Below are 23,854 nucleotides of genomic sequence, written 5' to 3'. Positions count from 1 at the left end.
TACCGCGGTTCCCGCCCCGATCGGAGGAATTTCAGACCGCTCGGCGGGCCAGCGCCCGGTTCGCGCCTTTCCGCTCCACCAGACCGAATCCGGCGTCGGTGAACATGCTCAACGTGCCGTGGTAGAGGTCGCCGGACCCCTTCTTCGCGCCGCCGGTGTCCACCGGGTAGCCCTCGACGTGCGTCGCGCCCCGCCGGGCGGCGAACGCGACCGCTTCCTCCAGCAGGAACGTCCCCACCCCGCGCCTGCGGGCGGTGCGGTGGATGAAGAAGCACGTCACCGACCACGTGTCGGGCGGGAACTCGCCGGCCGCCGCCTTCGTCGTCGCCAGGCGCGGGTAGTAGGACCGGGGCGCGACGGCGACCCAGCCCAACGCGGCCTCGTCCTCCACCGCGAGCAACCCGAGCGGGTCGCCGAGCCGGGACTTCAGGAAGTCGCGGTTGCCGTCGCCCTTGCCGGCTCGCCACCCGGCGCTGTCGCGCAGGAAGAACGTGCACCAGCAGCCGGTCACCGCGCCGTTGGGGCCGAACAGCTCGACCAGCAGCGGCCACGTCTCCTCGGTCAGCTCGACGGCCTTCACCCGCGCAGCGCCCGCACCACTCGCGACGGGCTGGGACGACCCAGCTTCCCGGCCATCCACGCGCTCGTGTCGCACAGCTTGTCGAGGTCGACGCCGTGGGCGATGCCCAGGCCGTCGAGCATCCACACCAGGTCCTCGGTGGCCAGGTTGCCGGTCGCGGACTCCGCGTACGGGCACCCGCCCAGGCCGCCCGCCGACGAGTCCACCGTCCGCACGCCCGCCAGCAGCGCCGCGTAGGTGTTGGACAGGGCTTGGCCGTAGGTGTCGTGGAAGTGCACGGCGAGCTGGTCCACCCGGTCGAAGCCGCGGATCAGCGCGGTGACCTGGCCGGGCGTGGCCACGCCGATCGTGTCGCCCAGGGAGAGCTGGTCGCAGCCGATGTCCAGCAACCGCTTGCCCACGCCCACGACCTGCTCGCGCGGCACGGCCCCTTCCCACGGGTCGCCGAAGCACATCGACACGTACCCGCGAACCTTCAGGCCCTCGGCCCGCGCCCGCGCCACGACCGGGTCGAACATCGCGAACTGCTCGTCCAGCGACGAGTTGAGGTTCTTGCGGGCGAACGTCTCGGTCGCCGACGCGAAGATCGCGATGTGCTCGACGCCGGCCTTCAGCGCCCGGTCCAGGCCGCGCTCGTTGGGCACCAGCACGGGGTAGCTCACGCCGTCCCGCTTGTTCAGGCCGGCGAGCAGTTCCTCGGCGTCGGCCAACTGCGGCACCCACTTGGGGTGCACGAAACTGGTGGCCTCCAAGACCTTCCCGCCCGCGTCCGCGAGCCGGTCCAGGAACTCCAGCTTCACCTCCACCGGCACCACGGCGCTCTCGTTCTGGAGGCCGTCGCGGGGACCGACCTCCCAGATCGTCACGCTCTCCGGCAGCCCTTCGCCGCCGACCCGGTCCGGCAGACCGACCTCACGCGCGCCCATCGCCGACCCTCTCCCCCGGCTGGTGATCGTCGTCCGGGTTGTCGTTGATCTCGCGGTACAGCAGGGAGTGCACCTTCTCCACGCCCGGGATGTCGTCGAACTCCAGCGGCTCGTCGGACGAGGACTCCACGACCAGCGTGCCGCACCCGAGCACCCGGTCCGGCAGGGCCTGCGCGAACCGGACGCTGCTGATGCGGGTGAGCGGGATGTCCAGCCCGGTGCGCTTGAGGACGCCCTCCCGGTACATCACCCGGTCGCTGGTGACGATGAAGTGCGTGGTACGCCACCGGACCACGGGCACCAGCGTCAGCCAGACCACGAGGACCAGCGCGAGCACACCGACCACGAGCCAGGCGATCGGGCCCCAGTCGGTCAGGACGGCCAGGGTGATCGCCGCCGCGGCCACCAGGACCAGGACGAGGACCGGCAGGACCAGGGACTTCCAGTGCGGGTGCTTGTGGAGCACGACGTGCTCGCCGGGGCTGAGCAGGTCGTCCGGGTAGGCCACGGCGGTCCTTTCGCGTCAGCGCTGGTGGCCCTCACCGTACCCGGAGGTGCACCACGTCCCCGGCGGAAACCGGGTGGTCGACGCCGTCGTCGTCGCGGACCAGCAGCGTGCCGTCCACCTCCAGGTCCTGCGCGGTGCCGGAGAGCTGCCCGCCGGACAGGTCCACCCGGACCCGGCGGCCCAGCGTGGAGCACTCGCGGACGTACTCGTCGTACAGGCCGGAGGCGTGCGGGTCGCCCTGGGCGGCGCGCCAGGCCCGTTCGAGGTGGGCGAGTTCGTCCAGCAGGGTGGTGGCGACCTCGGTGCGGTCCAGGGGCCGGTCGGTGTGGTCGGCGAGACTGGTCGGCTCCAGCCCGCCCGCGCCGGGCTCGATGCCCTCGGGCAGCTTGCCCACGTTCAGCCCGATGCCCACCACGACGGAGTGGTCCGCGGTGATCTCGGCCAGCACGCCCGCGGCCTTGCGGTCGCCGATGAGCAGGTCGTTCGGCCACTTCAGGGTCGCTTGGACCCCCACCGACGCGGCCGTGCGCACCAGCGCGACCCCGGCGATCAGCGTCAGCCACGGCAACCGCTGAGGCGGAACCCCTTCGGGCCGGAACAGCGCACTCAGGTAGAGCCCACCCCCGGGCGATGTCCACGACCGCCCCCGCCGCCCCTGCCCAGCGGTCTGCTCCTCGGCGATGAGAACGGACCTGTCCTGGGTTTCGCGCCGCAGGTCGGCATTTGTGGACCCCGTCGAGGCGACCACGTCGAGCTTGGCGTAGTGCGTGCCGACGAGCCGTTCGCGGAGGACATCGGCGTCTAGTGGCGTGCTCACGTCATGCAGCCTAGGAGCGACTGTGTTGGATCGCATCGCCTGCGGCGATGCGGCGGGTCGCCCGGAAGTCGGCCGTCCGGCGCTGATCCCGCGGCAACCGAAAAGCGTGGTTGCCGCGGGATGAGCCCCGGACGACCGACGGCGACCCGCCCCGCGCGCTGTCGGAGCGGTGTGGAGGCGGGGCGGGCCGCTCGTGTTCAAGCCTGCAACCTCCAGCGCGGTAGAGGTCAAGCCCAACCCGCCACACGCTGACGCCGAAGGCGAAGCCGGCGCTCTTCCCCGCGAGGCCGCCGTCGGCTCGTCGCGTCGCCTTTTCCGACGATCACGCTTTTCGATCGGCGGGAAACGCGGCGCGACGAGCCGACTTTCGGGCGGCCGAGCCGCGCGACGGAGTCGCGCCAATGCACACAGTGAGCTGGGCTACTCACCGGTACCTCACGTCCGTGGTCTGGTTAAGCTGCCCGTTCATGAGCAGTGCGACCGCCCCCATCGGCGAGGAGCCGGACGTCCACACCACGGCCGGCAAGCTGGCCGACCTGTACCGCCGCAACGACGAGGCCGTGCACGCAGGGTCCGCGCGGGCGGTGGAGAAGCAGCACGCCAAGGGCAAGAAGACCGCGCGCGAACGCATCGAGCTGCTGCTCGACCCGGGCTCGTTCGTCGAGCTGGACGAGCTGGCGCGGCACCGCTCGACCAACTTCGGCCAGGAGCGCAACCGCCCGTACGGCGACGGCGTCGTGACCGGCTACGGCACCGTCGACGGCCGCCCGGTGTGCGTGTTCAGCCAGGACGTGACCGTCTTCGGCGGCTCGCTCGGCGAGGTCTACGGCGAGAAGATCGTCAAGGTGATGGACCTGGCCATCAAGACCGGTCGCCCGATCGTGGGAATCAACGAGGGCGGTGGCGCGCGCATCCAGGAGGGCGTCGTCTCGCTCGGCCTCTACGGCGAGATCTTCCGCCGCAACGTGGCCGCGTCCGGCGTCGTCCCGCAGATCTCGCTGATCATGGGCGCGAACGCGGGCGGGCACGTGTACTCGCCGGCGCTGACCGACTTCGTGGTGATGGTCGACCAGACCTCGCACATGTTCATCACCGGCCCGGACGTGATCAAGACCGTCACCGGCGAGGACGTGGGCTTCGAGGAGCTGGGCGGCGGGCGCACCCACAACACCAAGTCCGGCAACGCGCACTACCTCGGCTCGGACGAGGAGGACGCCATCTCCTACGTCAAGGAGCTGCTGTCCTTCCTGCCCGCGAACAACATGTCCGAGCCGCCGGTGTTCGAGGCGCCCGACGACGTGGTCCACGGGTCGGTCGAGGACTCGATCACCGACGAGGACCGCGAGCTGGACACGCTGATCCCGGACTCGGCGAACCAGCCCTACGACATGCACGAGGTCATCACCCGGGTGCTCGACGAGGGCGAGTTCCTGGAGGTCCAGCCGCTGTTCGCGCCGAACATCCTGGTCGGCTTCGGCCGGGTGGACGGCCACTCGGTCGGCGTGGTGGCCAACCAGCCGACCCAGTACGCGGGCTGCCTGGACATCGACGCCTCGGAGAAGGCGGCGCGGTTCGTGCGGACCTGCGACGCGTTCAACATCCCGGTGCTCACCTTCGTGGACGTGCCCGGCTTCCTGCCCGGCACCGACCAGGAGTGGAACGGCATCATCCGGCGCGGCGCGAAGCTGATCTACGCCTACGCGGAGGCCACCGTCCCGCTGGTCACCGTGATCACCCGCAAGGCGTACGGCGGCGCGTACGACGTGATGGGCTCCAAGCACCTGGGCGCGGACATCAACCTGGCGTGGCCGACGGCGCAGATCGCGGTCATGGGCGCGCAGGGCGCGGCGAACATCGTGCACCGCAAGACGCTCGCCACCGCCGCGGCCGAGGGCCAGGACGTCGAGGCGCTGCGGGCGCAGTTGCAGCAGGAGTACGAAGACACCCTCTGCAACCCCTACGTGGCCGCGGAACGTGGTTACATCGACAGCGTGATCCCACCGTCGTACACGCGCTCCTACGTGGCCCGTGCGTTGTCGATGCTGCGGGACAAGCGCGAAACCCTGCCGCCCAAGAAGCACGGGAACATCCCGCTGTGATCGAGCCGGAGGTCGCTGTGGAGTCCGAGGCCGCTGTCGAGTCCCAGGTCGCCGTGCCCCACCTGCGGGTGGTGCGCGGCACCCCGACGGACGAGGAACTCGCGGCCCTGGCGGCCGTGGTCGCCACCCTGGGCAGCGGCCCGGTCGAGGAACCGACCACACGCCGCTCGGCGTGGTCCGACCCAACCCGCATGGTCCGCCGCCCGCTACCGCACGGCCCGGGCGCCTGGCGCACCTCCGCCCTCCCCAGCTGACCCGAGCGCCGCAGGCGCTGCTTTCGCGCCGCAGGCGCGCCGATGGGCTATGAGCCACAGGAAGGGCCTCGGTTCGTCCCCGTACGGCCTGGGCGCAGCCCAACCGCGCTTCGCTCCTCTTCGCAACCACGCTTCACCGGTTGCGAAGAGGAGCGAAGGGTGGTTGCCTCCGGCAGGCCGTACGGGGGACGAACCGACGCCCTTCCACCCCCGGGGGCCTGCCGCGCGGCGAGCGCCGCTTTTGCGCTTTCAGCTTTTGATCTTGAGAGCGCGCCGGCGCGTTCATCTTGAGAGCGCGAAGCGCGTTGCCCGCGCCGGACCTCAAGACCGGTGAGATCAGCAACCTGCGAGCAGCGCGGTCAGCCGGGGAACCGCGCGGTCAGCCGGGGAACCGCGAACTCGACGAACGGCCGCACCGCCCTCCACGTGGCCGAGGCTGGAGCAACGAGTGCACCACCAGGGTCGAGCCCTCTTCGACGCCGAGGTGTCGCCAAGCCGCCACGAGTTCGTCCGAACGCATGACACCCATCGTGTCAGCAGTCCACCCGCCGACTGGTGACCTGCACGCGGTCGCCCAACACCATCACTTCCCGACAGCGCACGCCGTCGTGCACCCGGTAGCGGACGCGCATCCACACCGCCCCGTTCGGCGGGTGCAGGTGGGATTCGAGGACCTCGACGCCGTCGGCCGCGACCGCCAACGGCACCCGCGCGGGATCGCGCTCGGCCCGCGCGACGCCGGTCACCGACTCCATGACCCGCAGGTCGTCCCGGTCATCCCGGCTCAGGAACGGCCAGAACGGCACCCCGTACCCGACCGGGTCGGTCGACACCACCCCCGCCGCCACCGCGACCACCAGGGCCGCGGGCACGACCAGCCACCACCGCCGACCGCGAGCCCGGTCGATCCGGCGGACCACCAGAGCCCAGCGCTGCACGTCTTCGAGGTTGCCCAACCCCGGCCGCCCTCGCATCGGTAGTTCTACGCAGCGCCGGCCGGACGCGACCAGCGCGCCGGCCACCCGTGACCACCACGCGGCCGCCGGACCCGTCCGCCGCGCCGCCGCCCGACCCGTCCGCCACGCCGGGCCACCCGACCGTCCGCCACGCCGGCCGGCCCGTCCACCTGCGCTAAGCGGCCACCTCCACGGCCACCCGACCGGCCAGCCCGGTCAACTCCACGGCTGATTCCGGCTGCCGGATCACCAGCCGCTCCAACGCCGGCAACTCCGCCAGCTCCGCCAGTTCCGCCGGGTGCGGTATCCCGTAGCACTCGACCACCCGCAGACCCGGCCACCGCGACACGCCCAGCAGCGACCGCCCCGGCGGCCGGTTGTCCACGGCCGGCACGCGCAGCGGCAGGTCCGCCGGGATCGCGGCCAGCCCCGTCTCCAACGCCGAGTGCCGCACGCGCAGCGTGTGCAGGCGAGCCCCCTTCAAAGTGCGCAAATCCGCAGGCGTGAAGTGCAAGGACAGCTCCTCCACACCAGTACGAGCCAACGGCGACAGGTCCCGCACACCCGGGCACTGCGTGAGGTGCAGCGACCGAAGAGAACCGTGTCCCGCCAACGGTTCCAGCGACTTGAGCACCTCGTTCTGCATCAGCTCCAACCGGCAGGTAGTCGCGGAACGTGCGGTGCACGAACTGGACGTCCCCGTGCAGGGACTCGCGCAGCAGCCCGGTGCGTTCCAGGAACCGTTGCAGCACTTGGGAAGGCTCGGCGTCGTGCGGGCGCAGGCCGCGCATCGCGCTGCCGATCCACTGGTGCGCCTCGGACTTCGCGACCAACTGCCGGCTGTTGCGCACCAGCGAGTACGCGAACCGTTGCAGCACAACCAGTTGCTCCTCCTTCGAGAAGCCGAACCGGTCCCGGTCCACGTGGACGCCGCGTTGTTCGTGCCAGCGGACCAGCAGCAGGTCGAGGGCGGCGTCGTAGAGGGACTTGCGGTCGCGGGGCAGGTGCATGCCGCCGTCCTGGTGCAGCGCGCACAACAGTCCGCACAACAGCGGGCTGGACGCGAGCTTGCGCAGGTCCGCCCGGGTGGCCAGGGTTTCGGCCAGGCTGTGCTCGCACTCGTCGAGCCACGCGGTGAAGTCGGGCTGCTCGGCGCGGGCGGCGTCGTGCCAGGCGGTGAGGAAGTCGCGGACGCCCTCGGCGGACATCGGCAGCAGGTCGTAGGTGGTGAACCTGGCTCCACCCAGCCAGTTCTCGTCCACCGCGGACGGGCGCGTGGACACCACGTAGCGGGCGTCGGGGTAGGCGGCGACGAGGTCTTCCAGCCACTGCGCGGCTTCCGCGCGGCGCTCCGACCCGAGTTCGTCGATGCCGTCCACCAGCAGCAACGCCCGCCCGTCGCGGAACCGCCCGACCACCCACCGGTCGGGTTTCTCCTCGGCCAGCACGGGGGCGGTGGTGTCGAGGATCCGTTCCGGCGTGGGCAGCGGGCCGTCCGCGAACTGCCGCAACGGCACGAAGAACGGCACAAGCCCGTCCCGCGCGGCGGTCAGCGCGAGCCACCGCAGGAACGTCGTCTTGCCCGCACCCGCCGACCCGCGCAGCAGGACCCGGCGGGCGTCCTCGAACGCTGTTGCCGCACTGACCCCCGCGCCGGTCAACGCGTCATCGTCCTGCCCGGTCCGCCGCGCGACCGCGAGGCTCACGTAGGACCGGTCGAACGAGTGCCGCCCCGGCCCGCGCCCGCGCGCCACCCCGAACAGCTCGAACGAACTGGTGGTCCGGATGACGTAGTCGGCGTACCGCAGCTCGAAGTCGTCGGCCCGCTGCGCGTCGCGCTCCAGCAACTCGGTGACCCCGTCGCTGACCCCGACCTGGAGGTCCCGCATGATCCGGTCCACCGACCGCGCCAACTCGGCCAGCCCCGCACAACACCCGGCCAGCAGCAGTTCGTAGGCGGCCCGCCCACCCGCGCTCAACTCTTGATCCGCGGCCGGCACCCTCTTCGCCAGCCTCTCGGCGTTGACCAGATCGGCGGGATCCTTGGCCAGCCGCTCCCACGGCACCGCGTTCAGCACGTCCCGAACCGCCTCGACCGCCCGCTGCCACTCCTGGTCGGAGACCCCGGGCAGTTCGGTGCGCCGCAACCCGACCAGCTCCTCGGCCACCCGCCGAACCACCCGGTCCGGCTTTGGCCAACGCCTTGATCCGCCGCCGGTCGTCCACCCGGTGCGCGAGCCCGCCCACACCGTGCTGGAGCAACCCGTCGAACGCGGTCCCGAGCACCGCGCCCAAGGCACCCGAGATCGGGTCGAGCACCATTCGCGCCTCCCCACGCCACTGGTGACAAGCCCAGCGTGAGCCGATCACCGCCCCGTGACGGCCCCCGCGTCACCGCTGGCGCACAGGGCCGCTCCCCACAGCGCTGACCGGCCCACCCCCTGTGTCCAACCGGCCGCTTGGTTCTTGTTCGGTCGCCGGTCGCTCGGGCGTTAGGGTGCCGCCGTGCGCTTCGTCCTAGCCTCCGCGTCTCCCGCCCGCCTGAACGTCCTCCGCAACGCCGGCATCGAGCCCGTCGTCCGCGTGTCCGGCGTCGACGAGGACGCCGTCGCCGCCGCGCTCACCGACCCCACCCCCGGCGAACTCGTCACCGCCCTCGCCCGCGCCAAGGCCGAGGTGATCGCGGCGGACGAGGAGGACGCCCTGGTCGTCGGCTGCGACTCGATGCTGCTCACCGCCGACGGCGAGGTCCAGGGCAAGCCCGGCACCGTCGAGAACGCCCGCGCCCGCTGGCGGAAGATGGCCGGCACCACCGGCACCCTGCTCACCGGTCACGCGATCCTCAAGGTCGAGAACGGCGAGATCACCGACAGCGTCGCCGACCACGAAGCCACCCAAGTCCGCTTCGGCACCCCCACCGAGGACGAACTCGAGGCCTACCTGGCGACCGGCGAACCGCTCCAGGTCGCGGGCGCGTTCACCCTCGACGGGCTCGGCGGCTGGTTCGTCGACGGCATCGACGGCGACCCGTCCAGCGTCATCGGCATCAGCCTGCCCCTGACCAGGCGGTTGCTGCGCCGGTTGGACGTCGTGGTGTCCGACATCTGGTAGCCGTTGTCACATTTCCGGTGATCCGGGAAGCTCCACCCAGGGACATCGCGTTGGGGGAGCCGATGAACGCATTTTTGACGCGCCGTCGCCACATCGACTTCGGCCGCAGGCAGAACACGGGCTGTCACGCGCAGTAGCCGCCCGCCGAGCCCTGCGCACCCGAAAGAAGTCGACATGTCGTTCATCCGCACTTACACCAAGCCGAAGGTCTTCGGCGTCACCGTCCTCGCGGCCCTCGTCCTGGGTGCGCTGGCGGGCTGGGTGGCCAAGTCCACCGGCCAGACGTGGCTGACCACCACCCTGGAGAAGCTCGGCGACGTCTTCACGAGCCTCCTCCAACTCACCGTCATCCCGCTCGTGTTCACCGCGATCGTCGTGGGCATCACGAGCCTGCGCCGCCTGGGTGGCCAGCGGGCCGCGCGCCTGGGTGGCAAGACGCTGCTCTGGTTCGCGATCACGTCCCTGATCGCGGTCCTGATCGGCCTCGCGATCGCGCTGGTCTTCAAGCCCGGCACCGGCGTCCAGGTCGAACCGACGGAGGCCGCGCTCAAGCGGCTGGCGAGCCGCGAGGGCGGGTCGTGGTCGACGTTGCTGGACACGCTGGTGCCGTCGAACCTGTTCTCCGCGTTCACGGAGGGCGAGGTGCTCCAGGTCGTGTTCATCGCGATCCTGGTCGGGTTCGCCGCGTACGCGCTGGGTGAGAAGGCGGCGCCGTTCGTCAACCTGACGAGGTCGGCGTTCGACCTGATCCAGAAGATCGTCGGCTGGATCGTGCTGCTGGCGCCGATCGGCGTGTTCGGCCTGATCGGCACCGCCTTCGCGACCTACGGCAACAACTTCGTCCGCCCCCTGTTCAGCCTGATCACGACTGTTTACGGCGGCACCCTGCTGGTCCTGTTCGTGGTCTACCCGGTCCTGCTCCGCTTCGTCGGCCGCGTGAGCCCGGTGACGTTCTTCTCGAAGGCCTGGACCGCGATCCAGTTCGCTTTCGTCTCCCGCTCCTCCGGCGCGACCCTCCCGTTGAGCCGCCAGACCGCCGCGAACCTGGGCGTGGACAACGACTACGCCTCCTTCGCCGTGCCGCTGGGCACGACCACGAAGATGGACGGTTGCGCGGCGGTGTACCCGGCGATCGCGACGGTGTTCATCGCGAACCTGTTCGGGATCGAGCTGGGGGTGTGGCAGTACGTGGCGATCGTGGCCGTGGCGGTGTTCGGCGCTCTGGCGACGGCCGGCACAACGGGTTGGTTCACGATGCTGACCCTGACCCTGGGCGCGGTGAACCTGCCGCCGGAGGTCATCGCCACCGGCGTCGCGGTCGTCTACGCGATCGACCCGATCCTCGACATGATCCGCACGGCGACGAACGTGGCCGGCCAGATCACCGTCCCGGTCCTGGTCGCCCGCTCCGAGAACCTCCTCGACGACGAGGTCCTCAACGCCCCCAGCACCCCTCCGCTGTTGAGCGGGCCGCGGGAGGCTGTGCCGGCATAACGCCTGGAAAAGGGGTATGGTGGGGTCGGTTTGATCTTGGTGGACAAGATCACTCGATCGGGCGACATGCAGGATCTGCGACCAACCAGCGACTCGCGCGTCCCGTGAACGAGGAGCGCGGGACAACGGCAGGCAACGCAGACCCAAGGCACGCCCACACCCGACCCCGCCCACCCCGACCCCGAACCGCGCCGGCCCAGGCGCCGGATCGGGGTCGGGTCGTGTCGGGCGCCGGGTCGGGCGACGCCGGGTCGGGTGAGGCCGGGCCGGCTTGGGTGAGGCCGGCCGGGTCGGGCCGGGCTGGGTCGGGCTGGGTCGGGCCGGGCTGGGTCGGGCCGGGCTGGGCTGGGTCGGGCTGGGCTGGGTCGGGTCGGGCTGGGCTGGGTCGGGCTGGGCTGGGTCGGGCTGGGCTGGGTCGGGCTGGGCTGGGTCGGGCTGGGCTGGGTCGGGCTGGGCTGGGTCGGGTCGGGTGAGGCCGGGCCGGGTCGCGTTGAGCGGGGCCGGGTCGGGTCGGTCGGGTGGAGCTGGGTTCGGTCGGGCGACGCCGAGCCGGGCGGTGCCGGGTCGGGCGACGCCGGGTCGAGTCGGGTGGAGCCGGGCGAGGTTGCGGCAGGCGGGGTCCAGCCAGGCCGCGCTGGGCGGGTGGGGCGGCCGGGCTGGACCGCCGAGCCGGGCGGGTGGGTGCCGCCGAGCCGAGCGGGCTGTGGGAACCGAGCGGGCGGCGTGAGCTGGGCGGGCGGCGTGAGCTGGGCGGGCGGCGTGAGCTGGGCGGGCGGCGTGAACCGAGCGGGCGGCGTGAGCTGGGCGGGCGGCGTGAGCTGGGCGGGCGGCGTGAACCGAGCGGGCGGTACGAGCTGGGCGGGCGGTGCGAGCTGAGCACGTGGCGTCAGGTCGGCGGCGGGGCAGCGCGTCGGGGCAGCGCGTCGGGTGGTTACTCGCCGCAGGGGCGGAGTTGGGTCGGGGTGGGTTGGACTGTGGGCCAGCCGGGGAGTTGGGTCTGGTCGGCGACCACCTGGGTGCAGCCCAGTTCCGGCTTCGGACCCACCAGGGAGAAGACCTGGGCGAAGCGGCGGGTGCAGTCGACGCCGGGGGCGCAGGCGCGTTGGACCGCCACCACGTCCGCCACCCCGTCGGCGTCCACGTCGTGCAACCCCAGGTAGCCGCCGCCCGCCACGTACGGGACCTGCGCCCGTGACCACGCCCCCGACCTCCGGACCAGCACCTCGCCCAGGACCTCCGCCGGCCCCGGCCCCCGGACCAGGCACACCGCGACCTCCGCGTCCACGCACTCCAGCGAGCCGTCCGTGATCGTGGCGCCCTGCTCGGCGATGGTCAGTTCGAAGATGTTGCGGCCGGACGCGCCGTTGGTGCTGATCCGGCCCGAGCCCTGGCCGACGAGCACCGCCACCGTGTCGCGGCCCACATCCGTCGTCACCGCCACCTGGCACGCGGTGGTGCCGCAGCGCAACTCGTCCTGCGTCGGCGAAACCCCCCGTTCGGCGGTGTCGTCCGGCCGCAACGACCAGGCGAAGACCATCCCGGCCGCCGTGACGGCGACAGCAAAGCAAGCTGTGAGCAGCGCTGGGAGGTTCGGCCGTGACACGATCGCCAATTGTCCCACCCCGACGTGAGCTGTCTCTCCATCCCGTATTACTGGCCAGTCACTAAACTCCCGAGCCATCACTCCACATCAGCGTTGCCAGGAGGTAGGACGTCGTGTCGCTGCGCAAGGTCCTCGTCGCCAACCGCGGTGAGATCGCCGTCCGGGTGATCCGCGCCTGCAAGGACGCCGGTCTGGCCAGCGTCGCCGTCTACGCGGATCCCGACCGCGACGCACCGTTCGTCCGGCTCGCCGACGAGGCGTTCGCCCTGGGCGGCAGCACGCCCGGCGACAGCTACCTCTCGGTCGACAAGCTGCTGGACGTCGCCAAGCGCTCCGGCGCGGACTCGGTGCACCCCGGTTACGGGTTCCTGTCCGAGAACGCCGACTTCGCGCAGGCCGTCCTCGACGCGGGTCTGATCTGGATCGGACCCACCCCGCACGCCATCCGCGCCCTGGGCGACAAGGTCACCGCCCGGCACATCGCGATGCGCGCCGGCGCGCCGCTGGTGCCCGGCACCAAGGACCCGGTGTCCGGCCCGGACGAGGTCGTCGAGTTCGCGAAGGAGCACGGGCTCCCGGTCGCGATCAAGGCGGCGTTCGGCGGCGGCGGGCGCGGGCTCAAGGTCGCGCGGACGTTGGAGGAGATCCCCGAGCTGTTCGACAGCGCCGTGCGCGAGGCGGTCACCGCGTTCGGGCGCGGCGAGTGCTTCGTCGAGCGCTACCTGGACAAGCCGCGGCACGTCGAGGCCCAGGTGCTGGCCGACCAGCACGGCAACGTCATCGTCGTCGGCACCCGCGACTGCTCGTTGCAGCGCCGCCACCAGAAGCTGGTCGAGGAGGCGCCCGCGCCGTTCCTGACCGACGAGCAGCGCGCCCGCATCCACACGTCGGCGCGCGCCATCTGCAAGGAGGCCGGCTACCACGGCGCGGGCACCGTCGAGTACCTCGTCGCGCTGGACGGCACGATCTCGTTCCTCGAGGTCAACACCCGGCTCCAGGTCGAGCACCCGGTGTCGGAGGAGACCGCGGGCATCGACCTGGTGCGCGAGCAGTTCCGGATCGCCGCCGGCGAGAAGTTGCGGTTCACCGAGGACCCGACGCCGCGCGGCCACTCCATCGAGTTCCGCATCAACGGCGAGGACGCGGGCCGCAACTTCCTGCCCGCGCCGGGCGCGGTGACGACGTTCGTCGCGCCGTCCGGCCCCGGCGTGCGGGTGGACGCGGGTGTGGAGAGCGGCACGGTCATCGGCGGCCAGTTCGACTCCCTGCTGGCGAAGCTGATCGTCACCGGCGAGGACCGGACGCAGGCGCTGGAGCGTGCGCGGCGGGCGCTGGACGAGATGGTCGTCGAGGGCATGGCGACCGTGCTGCCGTTCCACCGGCTGATCGTGCGCGACCCGGCGTACGTGGGCAGCGAGGACGGGTTCACCGTCCACACGCGGTGGATCGAGACCGAGTTCGACAACACCATCCCGCCGTTCACCGACGGCGCGGAGGTCGAGGAGGACGAGCCGCGCCAGACCCTCGTGGTCGAGGTCGGCGGTCGGCGGCTGGAGGTGTCGCTGCCCGGCGGGCTCGCCGCGGCCGCGCCGGCGGTCAAGGGCGGCGGGGCGAAGGCCAAGCCGCGCAAGCGCGCCGGTGGCAAGGGCGGTGCGGCGGCGTCCGGTGACGCGGTGGCGGCGCCGATGCAGGGCACCATCGTCAAGGTCGCGGTCGAGGACGGGCAGCAGGTCGAGGCGGGTGACCTGATCGTGGTGCTGGAGGCCATGAAGATGGAGAACCCGGTGACCGCGCACAAAGCCGGCGTGGTGGCGGGGCTCGCGGCGGAGCCGGGTGCGACCGTGACACAGGGCACCGTCATCTGCGAGATCAAGGAATAAGCCGAGATCAAGGAATAAGCTCTGGGGTGTGGGCGAGCGGGACATCCGGATCGGTGACGCCGAGCGGCAGCAGGCGATGGAGCTGCTCGGCGAGCACCTGTCCGAGGGCAGGCTGGACGTCGACGAGTACGGCGACCGGACCGCCCGGGTGACCGCGGCCAAGACCCGGGGCGACGTGCTGGCGTTGTTCGGCGACCTGCCCGAGCCGCACCCCCGGTTCGCGCAGGTCGCCCCGCTGCCGTCGGCGGCGCCGGTGCGGCCTGCTGTCGACCGGCGGTGGTTGCAGGTCGCGGTGCCGGCGGTCGGGTTGCTGTGCGTGGCGTTGTTCTTCGTGGTGAAGAACCCGTTGGTGTTCTTGCTCGTGCCGGCCGTGGCGCTGATCGTCGGCCGGATGGGCAACCGTTGAGGCTGCCGGACCTGGACGGCTTGGTGCGGCACCGCTGGAACGGGGACTGGTAGTTGACCGACTATCTACTGGTCGTGCTGCACGACCGGGACGAGGCGGAAACGCTGGCGAGCGCGCTGTCGGCGGCCGGCTGGACGCCGTGCACGGTGCACAAGGACCTCTTGGCGGGCGAGGACGACGTCGAAGACGCCGACTGGGTGATCGAGCTGTCGACGGCTCCGGACGGCACCCCGGCGAACGCGCACCGGGCAACCCTGGAGTCCTTGGCCGAACACCACGACGCCTTCATCACCGACTGACTCCCGCTCCTCCAGGACCCCGGCTACCGTCGGACCATGGAGCCGGTCGACCTCAAAGCGGACGGGTTCGTGTTGGACCAGTTCACCGCCGCCGACGCGCCCGCCCTCCTCGCCGCCCTCGACGACGACGCCATCGGCCAGTGGCTCTCCGGCTACCGCCTCCCCGACGAGCGCGCCGCCCTCGCCTTCATCGGGTACCGGGCCTGGCAGTGGGCGGCCGACCAGCGGTGTTCGTGGGTGGTGCGGGACGAGGACGGCAGGATCGCCGGGGAGGTGTGCCTGCGGGACCTCGACCACCACGATCGGAGTGCGCTCGCCGTCTGCTGGACCGCGAGCACCCAGCGGGGGCGAGGGGTGGCGGTCTCGGCGCTCAAAGCCGCGCTCCAGTTCGGGTTCGAGGTGGTCGGGCTGCACCGGGTCGGCTACCGGCACTCGGTGGCCAACCACGCCTCCCGCCGGGTCGCGGAGAAGTGCGGCTTCACGCTCGAAGGCACCCTGCGCGGGGCGGAGCTGGTGCACGGGGTCCACCACGACCTCCTCCAGTGGTCCCGGCTGGCCACGGATTAGTCTCGCCGCCATGGAGCCGGTCGAGATCAACGCTGGTGAGCACTACCTGCGGCAGTTGCGGGTGGACGACCGGATCGACGACCGGCACGCCCTCGCCGACCGGTTCGCCACCCTCGACGACGCCGGCGAGCACATCGCGCGCCGGGCGAACGAGTGGGAAACCGACGCCGGCTGCTCGTGGGCGGTGTGTGAACAGTTGTCGAACATCGCGGTGGCCGAGGTGGGCGTCTCCGCCAAGGGAGAACTGTTCTGCTGGGTCTCTCCGCAACATCGCGGAAAGGGCATCGCCACCGCGAGCCTCGAAGCGGTCGCCGGGTTCGCGTTCGGATTTCTCGACCTCGAAACCCTCACCCTCGCCCCCTGCGACAAAGCGGGGGAACGGGTCGCGCAAAAATGCGGTTTCACACCAGACCACGGTTCACACGGCGTGTGGACACGGCTACGGTAGGTGCGCATGAGGGCTGCTCGCATGATCACCGCGCTGGTCGCGCTGGTCACCACCGCGTGCACGCCCCTGCCCCAGAAGAAGGCCGACGGGCGCGTCGACGAACCGCTCCCGGCCACCACGACCACGGTCCCGCAACTGCCACCGCGACCTCGGGACCTGCCGCTGGACCAGGTGGACCCCTGCGCCGTCCTCAGCGAGGAGCAACGCCTCCAGCTCAGCATCGACCACGCGCCCAGCCCCTACGTGGAGACCAGCTTCGGCAACGCGAAGGCGTGCACCATGCGCAGCGGCATCAGCGGGAACGTGGTGCGGTTCGCGCTGGTCACGGTCGAGGGGCTCGGCGTCTGGCTGTCGGAGAACGCGCAAGTGGACGCCCGACCCACCACCGTCGGGGGATTTCCCGGGCTGACCGTCCGCACCCCCGGCCTGGACGAGGTGTGCAACGTCGAGGTGGACGTCGCGCAAGGTCAGTTCCTCGACGTCATGTTCCGCGACGGCGGTAACAAAACGAAGGTGTCCCAAGACATTCTCTGCCAAGGAGCACAACGGGTGGCAGAAGCCGCTGTCGCCGGTTTGCTGCAACGCGGCTGACCCACGCGGGGGAAGTGCGCTCCGCCCACTCCCCGCTGTCGGACCGTGTGGCTAGAGTGACCATGCTGACGCGCGATTCGGAAGACGGGGAGGTCGTCCATGCCGTCGGAAGACCACGGCCACGGAAACGGCCACGGCGCGGACACGGGCACGCCACCACCGGCCCTGTCGCACACGCTCAGCGTCGAGCCCGGCGCGATCCCCAGCCTGCGCAACGCGTTCGCGGGCGCGCTGACGAAGCTCGACAAGCAGATCGAGCTGGCCATCACCGAGGTCCGGGTCCGCCCCTGGGCCGGCGACCCGGTCAGCCAGGACGCGGCGGAGAAGTTCAACGAGCGCTCGCTGGAGTCCGGCGACTCGGCGCTCACCGCGTTGCAGAACTACCAGCAGCAGCTCAAGGGCGCGATGGACGCCCTGACTCTGGTGGAACGGCAGTACCAGACGATCGAAGACGACAACACCGGGTTGATGGGGCAGCAGGGCGGCTGCTGAGCCCGCCGCAGGCGAGGGGAATCTTCATGCCCGAGGGCCACCGCTGGAGCGGGTACAGCCACGAAGAGCTCTACCAGAAGATCAACGCCGGGCCCGGCCCGAAGGCCTCGCACGCCTCGATGGAGCGCTGGGAGGGCGTCTCGGCCGCGTTAGCCGAGATCAACTCCGAGCTGCACGCGGGCGTCCTGGGCTCCGGCGCGAAGTGGGAGGGTTCGGCGGCCGACCAGGCGCGCAACGGGATGAACCCGTTGGCGGCGTGGGCGGACGAGGCGCGCGGCGGGGCGGAGGTCATGCGCCTGTCCGCGGAGCTGCAGGCCGACTACATCGCCAAGGCCCGCGCGGACATGCCGCCGCCGGTGAAGGTGACCGCCGAGGACCCGGGCGTCGTGGTGAGCGCCCTGACCCACCTCGTCGGCCAGCAGACCGACCACGAGATCCAGGAGAAGGTGCGCAACGCCGCCGAGCAGCGCGCCCGCGAGGTGATGACCACCTACGCGTCCTCCACCACCTCGAACGTGACCACCCTGGGCCAGTTCAACCGGCCGCCGCAGCTGGTGATCACCGCCTCCGACGTGGTCCGCAACGACGCGCCCGGCGTGGCCCCGGGTCACGGGTTCCACAGCGGGGTGCGCGGCGGCGGTCGCGGTTACGGCGGGCGTGGCGGCCGTGGCTGGAACCGCGGTGGCGGCGCGCCGCAGGCCCGCCCGGCGGCGCCCCAGCCGACCGGCGCGAGCACGACGGTCTCCGGCACCACCCAGGCCAGTTCGACCACGCGCCCGGCCAACACCCCGCTCGGCGCCTCGGCCCAGCCCGGCACGACCACGTTCGGCCCGGGCGGCGTGATCGGGGCCGGCGGCTCGGACAACCGGCGGCAGGACCGCCGCGAGCACACCGACACCACCACCGAGCAGCACACCCAGTCCACGACCGAGCAGGTCACCGGCAACCGGCCGAGCGGCACCACGGTGGTCAGCTCCGCGGAGTTCGGCGCGCTCGCCACCACGGCCAACGCCCAGCACGTCGCGGCGGGCTCCGGCACGGCCAGCGGCGTCCTCGGCGCGGCGCAGCAGGGCGGCGGGGACACGGTGCACAAGCGGGCCACCCCGGTGCCGGTGCAGCAGGCGTTCGACCCGTTCGGCGGTCTCGGCGCGGGCCGGGCGGACGACGAAGAGGATGCCGAGCACGACGGCGCGGACTACCTTCGGGAAACTGACGACATCTACGGCCTCGGCGGGCACATCTCGCCGCCGGTGATCGGGGAGAGCACGACCCGCTGATGACGACGTTCGGTCTGGACCTGGGCATGCACGACGTGCGCGAGCCCGTCACCATCTCGGCGCTGGAGTTCGACGTGCTCTGGGAGCACCTGCGGCTGGAAACCATGCCGCTGGTGCTCAAGGTGCCCTCACCGGGCAAGACGCACGCGGAGCGGGCCGACCTGGAGCGGCGGGCGTGGGCGGGTCTGGAGAGCCGCGGCCTGGGCCGTCCGGTGTCGCTGGACCCCATGCTGGAGGACCTGCTGCACCTGCTGAACCGGCCGCAGCGCGAGGTCGACGGCCGGTTGTGGCTGGGCCGCAGCGTGCGGGTGCTGGCGGCGGCCAAGGGCCAGTCCGCGGTGCTCGCCGTGCTCGACGGCGAGCGGCTCACCCTGCGCCCGGCCTCCGCCGAGGGCCTGCCCCGCGAGGCGCTGTCCGTGCTGCCGCCCGCCCCGCCCGGTCCGGGCCACTCGGTGACGCTGCCCAGCGCGGACCTCGACGCCGCCGCGGCGGCCGCCGGCACCCCGGACAAGCTGGAGGCGGCGCTGCGCGAGCGGGGCGTCCGGCAGGACGACGCGAAGGTGCTCGCGGACATGTTCAAGGACGCCGGCAACCGCGGCCAGTTCGGCGGGGCGGTGCGGGACAAGTGGGGCAAGCGGGTGCGGCCGGAGCACGTCGTGGCGTTCTTCGACAACCCCAACGGCCGCTACGTGCAGCTCCGCCGGGCCACCGCGGGCCAGGAGCCGTGGAGCACGATCTCGCCGACCGACCCGCGCCGCCTGGTCCAGCACGTCACGGACCTGCTCCCACCGCCCTGATCGGGTGAACCCGGTACGAGGACCGGCCAGTCGGCCCTCGGTTCCGGCATGACCCATGGCGCCCACCTGCGCACCGACCTGGTCCCGTTCGGCCGGAAGGTGCTGGTCGAACGACACCGCGTGCTCGACCCCCGGACCCGCTGCGCGGCCGTCCTGCTGCACGCCGGCCCGGCGGCCGTGCTGTCCGGGGAAACCGCCCTGTTCCTCCACGGCGTCACGGCCGCGCGCACCGGAACCGTGCACGTCCACGTGCCGGACGGCGTCCGGGTGGAGCCGCTGGCCGGGATGACCGTCCACCACGGACCACCCGGTGACAGCTCGGAGGTCGACGGCCTGCGCTGCCGTCCGATCGGCCAGGCCCTGGCCGAAGTGCTCCGCCACGCACCCCGCCACACCGCCCTGACCTGCGCCGATGAGGTGCTGAGCCGTCAGCCCGAGTTGCGGTCGGTGCTCAAAGGGAACCTGGTCGACCTCGCGCCCGGCGTCGGCTCACCGGCCGCGTGCGCGCTGCTGCTGGCCCTGGTCGACGCGGGCCTGCCCGCACCGCACGTCGAAGCACGGGATCAAGCGGTGCACCTCACCTGGCCCACCCACAAAATCGCGGTGGTCTACGGCGGCGCGACGACCCCGGCGCACGGCTGGATCGTCGTCCCTGCGGACGACGCGGACGTCCGGAACCCGCTTCGGCTCATCTCACGGCTGTCACGGCCCGATGCCCTGGCACGGGCGGGTGCGCAGGTCGGCCACGTAGTCGTCCGGCGCGCCGGCGGCCTCGGCCGCGTCCGCCACCACGCCGATGTAGCGGGCCGACGGCAGGCCGCCCTCGTAGGCGTCCAGGACGTACAGCCACGCGGTGACCGAGCCTTCGAGGGTCTGCACCCGCAGGCGGATCTTCTTGTACAGGCCGAGCGCGCCCTCCCACCGGTCCAGCCGGGACTCGTCGCGGGGGCTCACGTCGTAGAGCACGCAGAAGACCTGGGACTCCGGGTCCTCCACGATGGTGGCCAGCGCGCCTTCCCAGCCGAGGTCCTCCCCACCGAAGGAAAGGCGCCAGCCGACGAGCCATCCGGTCCCCGCCATCGGCGAGTACGGGGCTCGCTCCATCATCTGGTTCGGATCCATGTTGGACCCGTACGCGGCATAGAGCGGCACGACGACAGCCTAGCGACCTATCGATCACCCGGAAGCACCAGAAGACCGGACGACACGCTCCGGCACCCGACCGCGTACGGTAAACGCGCCGGAGGAGAACCTGAGGAAGGACGTGTCGTGACCCGCATCGTCATCATGGGCGGTGGGCCCGCAGGTTACGAGGCGGCGCTGGTCGCGGCGCAGCACGGGGCCGACGTCACCATCGTGGAGCGCGAGGGCCTGGGCGGCGCGTGCGTGCTGTACGACTGCGTGCCGTCCAAGACGTTCATCGCCTCGGCCGGTGGCCGCAGCGCCTTCCGCAACGCCGGTGAGCTGGGCATCCGCACGTCGGACACGACCGCCGCGGTCGACCTGCCGGTGGTGCACGGGCGGGTCAAGGGCCTCGCGCTGGCCCAGTCGTCCGACGTCCGGGCGCGGTTGCAGCGCGAGGGCGTGCGGATCGTCAACGGCACCGCCAAGTTCTGCGACAACGCGCCCGGCCTGGCCCAGCACGAGGTGGTCGCCGAGCTGAAGGACGGCGGCACCGAGGTCCTGCCCGCCGACGTGGTGTTGATCGCCACCGGCGCGACCCCGCGCGTGCTGCCCGGCGCCGAGCCGGACGGCAAGCGCGTCCTGACCTGGCGGCAGATCTACGACCTGCCCGAACTGCCCGAGCACCTGGCGGTCGTCGGCTCCGGTGTGACCGGCGTTGAGTTCGCCTCCGCCTACACCGAGCTGGGCGTCAAGGTGACCATGGTCTCCAGCCGGGATCGCGTGCTGCCGCACGAGGACGCGGACGCGGCCGTCGTGCTGGAGGACGTGTTCGCCGAGCGCGGCACGGCCGTGGTCAAGCACGCCCGCGCGGACCGGGTCGAGAATGTCGGCGACCAGGTCCTGATTCACCTGGAAGACGGTCGCACGATCGAGGCCAGTCACGCTCTGATGACCGTCGGCTCGGTGCCGAACACGACGGACATCGGCCTGGACAAGATCGGCATCGAACTGGGCCGCGGCGGCTACATCCCGGTCGACCGCGTGTCCCGCACGAACGTCCCCGGCGTGTACGCGGCGGGCGACTGCACCGGTGTGCTGCTGCTCGCGTCGGTGGCCGCGATGCAGGGCCGGATCGCGATGTGGCACGCGCTGGGCGAGGGCGTGAGCCCGATCAAGCTCAAGACGGTCGCGGCGAACGTCTTCACCAACCCGGAGATCGCGTCGGTCGGCATCAGCCAGCAGGCGATCGACTCGGGCGAGGTCCCGGCCCGGACGATCATGCTGCCGCTGGCCACCAACCCGCGCGCCAAGATGGAGGGCCTGCGGCGCGGTTTCGTGAAGCTGTTCTGCCGCCCGGCGACCGGCGTGGTGATCGGCGGCGTGGTCGTGGCGCCGAACGCGAGCGAGCTGATCCTGCCCATCGCGCTGGCCGTGCAGAACCAGCTGACGGTGGAAGACCTGGCGACGACCTTCTCGGTGTACCCGTCCCTGACGGGCTCGATCACCGAGGCCGGCCGCCAGCTCATGCGCCACGACGACCTGGACTGACGACCGGCGGGCGGCGGAGCCTCGGCGCCGCCGCCCCGTCCGAGATCCGGTACTCGTCCCGCGTGATCCCGTGCAGCACCGGCACCCGGGCCACCCACCCCGCGACCGCCGGGTCCACCGGCAGCACGGCCGTGCCGTGGGTCGGCGCGAACCACTCCGGGGTCCCGAGCAGTTCCGCCGGCGTCTTGCCCCGCAGGCACGCCACGTCCGCGCACCCCAACGCCTCCGCGTACCGCACACCCTGCCGCTCGGCGACCGCGCGCGACCGCGGGAACCCCGGCGGCTCGGCCTCGGGCGTGCCGTCGGTGGCCGGCCAGTCGACCATGGTGCACGGCTCGCTCTGCACGACCGCCCGGTGGAACAGCCCCTGCGACGCGGGCGCGACCAGGTGGGCGCACACGCTCCGGGCACCGGACGACTCGCCCGCGATGGTCACGTTGCCCGGGTCGCCGCCGAACGCGGCCGCGTTGCGCCGCACCCACCGCAGCGCCGCCTGCTGGTCGGCCAGGCCGTAGTTGCCCGACCCCGCCAGCTCGGGGTGCGCCAGGAACCCGAAGGCCCCCAGCCGGTAGTTGACCGTCACCACGACGACGTCCCCGAGCGCGGCCATCCGCCCGGCGCCGTAGTCCGAACCGGCCCCGAACTGGAACGCGCCACCGTGCAGCCACACCACCACCGGCTTGCCGCGACCGGGACGCCGGGGCGTGGTGACGTTCAGGTACAGGCAGTCCTCGTGCTCACTGCCCGGCTGCTCGACCACCACGGAGCCGCCGCCACCACCCGTGACCACCCCGGCGCCGATCACCACCACGTCGGCCACGACGAACCCGTCGGCCACGACGAACCCGCCGGCCGCGCCGGGAGGACGGGTCGAGCCGACCGAGGTCGTCATCCCGAAGATCGGCGCGCGCTCCACGCTCGTCCCGCTGGGCCTCAACCCCGACGAGACGATCGAGGTGCCGCCGGTCGAGCAGCCGATGCGGGCCGGGTGGTACACCCACGCGCGGGCACCGGGCGAGCCCGGCCCCGCGATCATCCTGGGCCACGTCGACGGCAACTCCCAGCCGGGCATCTTCCACCGGCTCAAGGAGTTGGCGCCCGGCGACACGGTCGACGTGGCCCGCGCCGACGGCACCAGCGCCCGGTTCGCGGTCGTGCGCGTCGACCAGGTCCCCAAGGAGCGCTTCCCGACGGACGCGGTCTACGGGGACACCCCGGACCCGGTGCTGCGCCTGATCACGTGCGGGGGCGTGTTCGACCGGTCCGCGCGCAGCTACCAGGACAACGTGATCGTCTACGCCGAAATGATCTGAGGGGGATCGCATGAGACCTGTGACGGCCTTGCCGGCCGCGCTCCTCTTGACGACCATCACCACCGCACCCGCCGCCGGCCAGGGCTTTCCCGGCGCCTCGTTCACCCTGTCGCCGCTGGAGGTCCAGCCCGGCGGCGTGATCACCGCGACCGCCCCGGCCCCCGCGTGCGGCGGCAGGGGGTTCGGCCCGGTGACCTCACCCGGCTTCGTCGCCCCGATCGAGTGGGGCAAGTTCCCCGGCGGCCCGACCGCCCAGGGCCAGGTGAGCGGCAACACGCACGTCATCAAGACCCCCGGCACCTACACGGCGACCGTGAAGTGCAACAGCAGCCCGGACTTCGCCGAGGTCACCTTCACCATCCTCCAACCGCCGCCGCTGCGCGCGTTCAGCCTCTTCCCGCTGGAGGTCGAGCCCGGCGGGGAGATCAACGGCAAGATGCCGGTCACCAACGACTGCGCCGGCCGGACCATCACCTCGTCCGGCTTCGTCGCGCCGCTGGAACTCCAGACCGAGGCCGGCAACTTCCCCGAACTGGCCGGCAAGACCACGGTCGTGTCGACGCCCGGCACCTACCAGGCCGTGATGACCTGCCGCGACGAGCCGTACGCGATCACCTTCAAGGTGCTCGGCACCCCGCCGGCGGACCCGCCGCAGCAGCCCCAGCAGCCGATCAAGAAGCCCAAGGGCGCACCGGAGACCGGTGGGGGCGGGACAGCATAGGACTGTTGGACGCTCGCGCAGTTTTGGAGGGGGAAACCACGC

At 72.0% G+C, this 23,854-nt stretch carries 25 protein-coding genes; 16 read left to right on the top strand and 9 right to left on the bottom strand.

Annotation, left to right across the window (positions count from 1 at the left end):
- Nucleotides 1-31: 31 nt before the first annotated feature.
- Genes RIN75_RS14610 through RIN75_RS14595 form a run of 4 tightly spaced genes read right to left on the bottom strand, consistent with a single transcriptional unit; the run spans nucleotide 32 to nucleotide 2,831 of the window.
- Nucleotides 32-580: a GNAT family N-acetyltransferase gene (locus tag RIN75_RS14610; protein WP_309112440.1), complete on the bottom strand. Its 549-nt coding sequence runs from the start codon at nucleotides 578-580 to the stop codon at nucleotides 32-34.
- Nucleotides 577-1,506: a hydroxymethylglutaryl-CoA lyase gene (locus RIN75_RS14605; protein WP_309112439.1), complete on the bottom strand. Its 930-nt coding sequence runs from the start codon at nucleotides 1,504-1,506 to the stop codon at nucleotides 577-579. The genes RIN75_RS14610 and RIN75_RS14605 overlap by 4 nt, the downstream gene beginning before the upstream one ends.
- Complete coding sequence (locus RIN75_RS14600) at nucleotides 1,493-2,014, bottom strand: PH domain-containing protein (RefSeq protein ID WP_309112438.1); 522 nt, start codon at nucleotides 2,012-2,014, stop codon at nucleotides 1,493-1,495. The genes RIN75_RS14605 and RIN75_RS14600 overlap by 14 nt, the downstream gene beginning before the upstream one ends.
- 31 nt (nucleotides 2,015-2,045) lie before the next feature.
- Nucleotides 2,046-2,831 (bottom strand): biotin--[acetyl-CoA-carboxylase] ligase, encoded by a 786-nt coding sequence (locus RIN75_RS14595; RefSeq protein WP_309112437.1) that lies wholly within the window; start codon nucleotides 2,829-2,831, stop codon nucleotides 2,046-2,048.
- A 467-nt stretch (nucleotides 2,832-3,298) separates the two neighbouring features.
- Here RIN75_RS14595 and RIN75_RS14590 point away from each other — a divergent pair, with 467 nt between their 5' ends.
- Nucleotides 3,299-4,930, top strand: a complete 1,632-nt coding sequence (locus tag RIN75_RS14590; protein ID WP_309112436.1) for an acyl-CoA carboxylase subunit beta — start codon at nucleotides 3,299-3,301, stop codon at nucleotides 4,928-4,930.
- On the top strand, nucleotides 4,927-5,184 hold the full coding sequence (locus RIN75_RS14585) for an acyl-CoA carboxylase subunit epsilon (protein ID WP_375295955.1): 258 nt from the start codon (nucleotides 4,927-4,929) through the stop codon (nucleotides 5,182-5,184). The genes RIN75_RS14590 and RIN75_RS14585 overlap by 4 nt, the downstream gene beginning before the upstream one ends.
- A 533-nt stretch (nucleotides 5,185-5,717) precedes the next feature.
- Here RIN75_RS14585 and RIN75_RS14580 read toward each other — a convergent pair.
- The gene (locus tag RIN75_RS14580; protein WP_309112435.1) at nucleotides 5,718-6,158 is read right to left on the bottom strand and encodes a hypothetical protein; all 441 of its coding nucleotides are present in this window, start codon (nucleotides 6,156-6,158) and stop codon (nucleotides 5,718-5,720) included.
- 8 nt (nucleotides 6,159-6,166) lie between these two features.
- Complete coding sequence (locus RIN75_RS14575) at nucleotides 6,167-8,320, bottom strand: NACHT domain-containing protein (protein ID WP_375295954.1); 2,154 nt, start codon at nucleotides 8,318-8,320, stop codon at nucleotides 6,167-6,169.
- A 325-nt stretch (nucleotides 8,321-8,645) separates the two neighbouring features.
- Here RIN75_RS14575 and RIN75_RS14570 point away from each other — a divergent pair, with 325 nt between their 5' ends.
- The gene (locus tag RIN75_RS14570; protein WP_309112433.1) at nucleotides 8,646-9,251 is read left to right on the top strand and encodes a nucleoside triphosphate pyrophosphatase; all 606 of its coding nucleotides are present in this window, start codon (nucleotides 8,646-8,648) and stop codon (nucleotides 9,249-9,251) included.
- A gap of 174 nt (nucleotides 9,252-9,425) precedes the next feature.
- Entirely contained in the window at nucleotides 9,426-10,745 is a 1,320-nt protein-coding gene (locus RIN75_RS14565) for a dicarboxylate/amino acid:cation symporter (protein WP_309112432.1), read from the top strand.
- A gap of 931 nt (nucleotides 10,746-11,676) precedes the next feature.
- Here the strand turns inward: RIN75_RS14565 and RIN75_RS14560 are convergent.
- A complete protein-coding gene (locus RIN75_RS14560) occupies nucleotides 11,677-12,282 on the bottom strand; it encodes a hypothetical protein (protein WP_309112431.1) in 606 nt (201 codons plus the stop codon).
- Nucleotides 12,283-12,461: 179 nt separating this feature from the next.
- Between RIN75_RS14560 and RIN75_RS14555 the strand changes: the two genes are divergently transcribed.
- The 9 genes from RIN75_RS14555 to RIN75_RS14515 all read left to right on the top strand — a co-directional run bounded on the left by RIN75_RS14555 (nucleotide 12,462) and on the right by RIN75_RS14515 (nucleotide 19,105).
- Nucleotides 12,462-14,228 carry an acetyl/propionyl/methylcrotonyl-CoA carboxylase subunit alpha gene (locus tag RIN75_RS14555; RefSeq protein WP_309112430.1) on the top strand — a complete coding sequence of 589 codons (1,767 nt, stop codon included), beginning with the start codon at nucleotides 12,462-12,464 and terminating at the stop codon, nucleotides 14,226-14,228.
- A 28-nt stretch (nucleotides 14,229-14,256) separates the two neighbouring features.
- On the top strand, nucleotides 14,257-14,634 hold the full coding sequence (locus tag RIN75_RS14550) for a DUF1707 domain-containing protein (protein ID WP_309112429.1): 378 nt from the start codon (nucleotides 14,257-14,259) through the stop codon (nucleotides 14,632-14,634).
- A 53-nt stretch (nucleotides 14,635-14,687) separates the two neighbouring features.
- The gene (locus tag RIN75_RS14545) at nucleotides 14,688-14,933 is read left to right on the top strand and encodes a hypothetical protein (protein WP_309112428.1); all 246 of its coding nucleotides are present in this window, start codon (nucleotides 14,688-14,690) and stop codon (nucleotides 14,931-14,933) included.
- Nucleotides 14,934-14,969: 36 nt separating this feature from the next.
- The gene (locus RIN75_RS14540) at nucleotides 14,970-15,500 is read left to right on the top strand and encodes a GNAT family protein (protein ID WP_309112427.1); all 531 of its coding nucleotides are present in this window, start codon (nucleotides 14,970-14,972) and stop codon (nucleotides 15,498-15,500) included.
- 10 nt (nucleotides 15,501-15,510) lie between these two features.
- On the top strand, nucleotides 15,511-15,948 hold the full coding sequence (locus tag RIN75_RS14535) for a GNAT family N-acetyltransferase (RefSeq protein ID WP_309112426.1): 438 nt from the start codon (nucleotides 15,511-15,513) through the stop codon (nucleotides 15,946-15,948).
- A 6-nt stretch (nucleotides 15,949-15,954) separates the two neighbouring features.
- Nucleotides 15,955-16,539, top strand: coding sequence for a DUF3558 domain-containing protein (locus tag RIN75_RS14530; protein WP_309112425.1), 585 nt, complete (start codon nucleotides 15,955-15,957; stop codon nucleotides 16,537-16,539).
- A 99-nt stretch (nucleotides 16,540-16,638) separates the two neighbouring features.
- Nucleotides 16,639-17,031, top strand: coding sequence for a transcriptional regulator (locus RIN75_RS14525; RefSeq protein ID WP_309112424.1), 393 nt, complete (start codon nucleotides 16,639-16,641; stop codon nucleotides 17,029-17,031).
- Nucleotides 17,032-17,057: 26 nt separating this feature from the next.
- On the top strand, nucleotides 17,058-18,308 hold the full coding sequence (locus RIN75_RS14520) for a PPE domain-containing protein (RefSeq protein WP_309112423.1): 1,251 nt from the start codon (nucleotides 17,058-17,060) through the stop codon (nucleotides 18,306-18,308).
- On the top strand, nucleotides 18,308-19,105 hold the full coding sequence (locus tag RIN75_RS14515) for an ESX secretion-associated protein EspG (protein ID WP_309112422.1): 798 nt from the start codon (nucleotides 18,308-18,310) through the stop codon (nucleotides 19,103-19,105). The genes RIN75_RS14520 and RIN75_RS14515 overlap by 1 nt, the downstream gene beginning before the upstream one ends.
- Before the next feature lie 702 nt (nucleotides 19,106-19,807).
- Here the strand turns inward: RIN75_RS14515 and RIN75_RS14510 are convergent.
- Nucleotides 19,808-20,257: a gamma-glutamylcyclotransferase family protein gene (locus RIN75_RS14510; RefSeq protein ID WP_309112421.1), complete on the bottom strand. Its 450-nt coding sequence runs from the start codon at nucleotides 20,255-20,257 to the stop codon at nucleotides 19,808-19,810.
- Nucleotides 20,258-20,374: 117 nt separating this feature from the next.
- Here RIN75_RS14510 and RIN75_RS14505 point away from each other — a divergent pair, with 117 nt between their 5' ends.
- On the top strand, nucleotides 20,375-21,778 hold the full coding sequence (locus RIN75_RS14505; RefSeq protein ID WP_309112420.1) for an NAD(P)H-quinone dehydrogenase: 1,404 nt from the start codon (nucleotides 20,375-20,377) through the stop codon (nucleotides 21,776-21,778).
- On the opposite strand, the gene RIN75_RS14500 is transcribed toward RIN75_RS14505, so the two are convergent.
- The gene (locus tag RIN75_RS14500; protein ID WP_309112419.1) at nucleotides 21,753-22,598 is read right to left on the bottom strand and encodes a carboxylesterase family protein; all 846 of its coding nucleotides are present in this window, start codon (nucleotides 22,596-22,598) and stop codon (nucleotides 21,753-21,755) included. The genes RIN75_RS14505 and RIN75_RS14500 overlap by 26 nt on opposite strands.
- Here RIN75_RS14500 and RIN75_RS14495 point away from each other — a divergent pair.
- Both RIN75_RS14495 and RIN75_RS14490 read left to right on the top strand, forming a co-directional pair.
- Nucleotides 22,561-23,091: a class F sortase gene (locus RIN75_RS14495; protein ID WP_309112418.1), complete on the top strand. Its 531-nt coding sequence runs from the start codon at nucleotides 22,561-22,563 to the stop codon at nucleotides 23,089-23,091. The genes RIN75_RS14500 and RIN75_RS14495 overlap by 38 nt on opposite strands.
- A gap of 10 nt (nucleotides 23,092-23,101) precedes the next feature.
- Nucleotides 23,102-23,812, top strand: coding sequence for a hypothetical protein (locus RIN75_RS14490; protein ID WP_309112417.1), 711 nt, complete (start codon nucleotides 23,102-23,104; stop codon nucleotides 23,810-23,812).
- The last annotated feature ends 42 nt before the right edge of the window (nucleotides 23,813-23,854 follow it).

It is taken from the genome of Saccharothrix sp. (assembly GCF_031180885.1).
In the GTDB taxonomy this organism is placed as follows: domain Bacteria; phylum Actinomycetota; class Actinomycetes; order Mycobacteriales; family Pseudonocardiaceae; genus Actinosynnema.
This window is presented reverse-complemented; position numbering and strand designations above follow the sequence as displayed.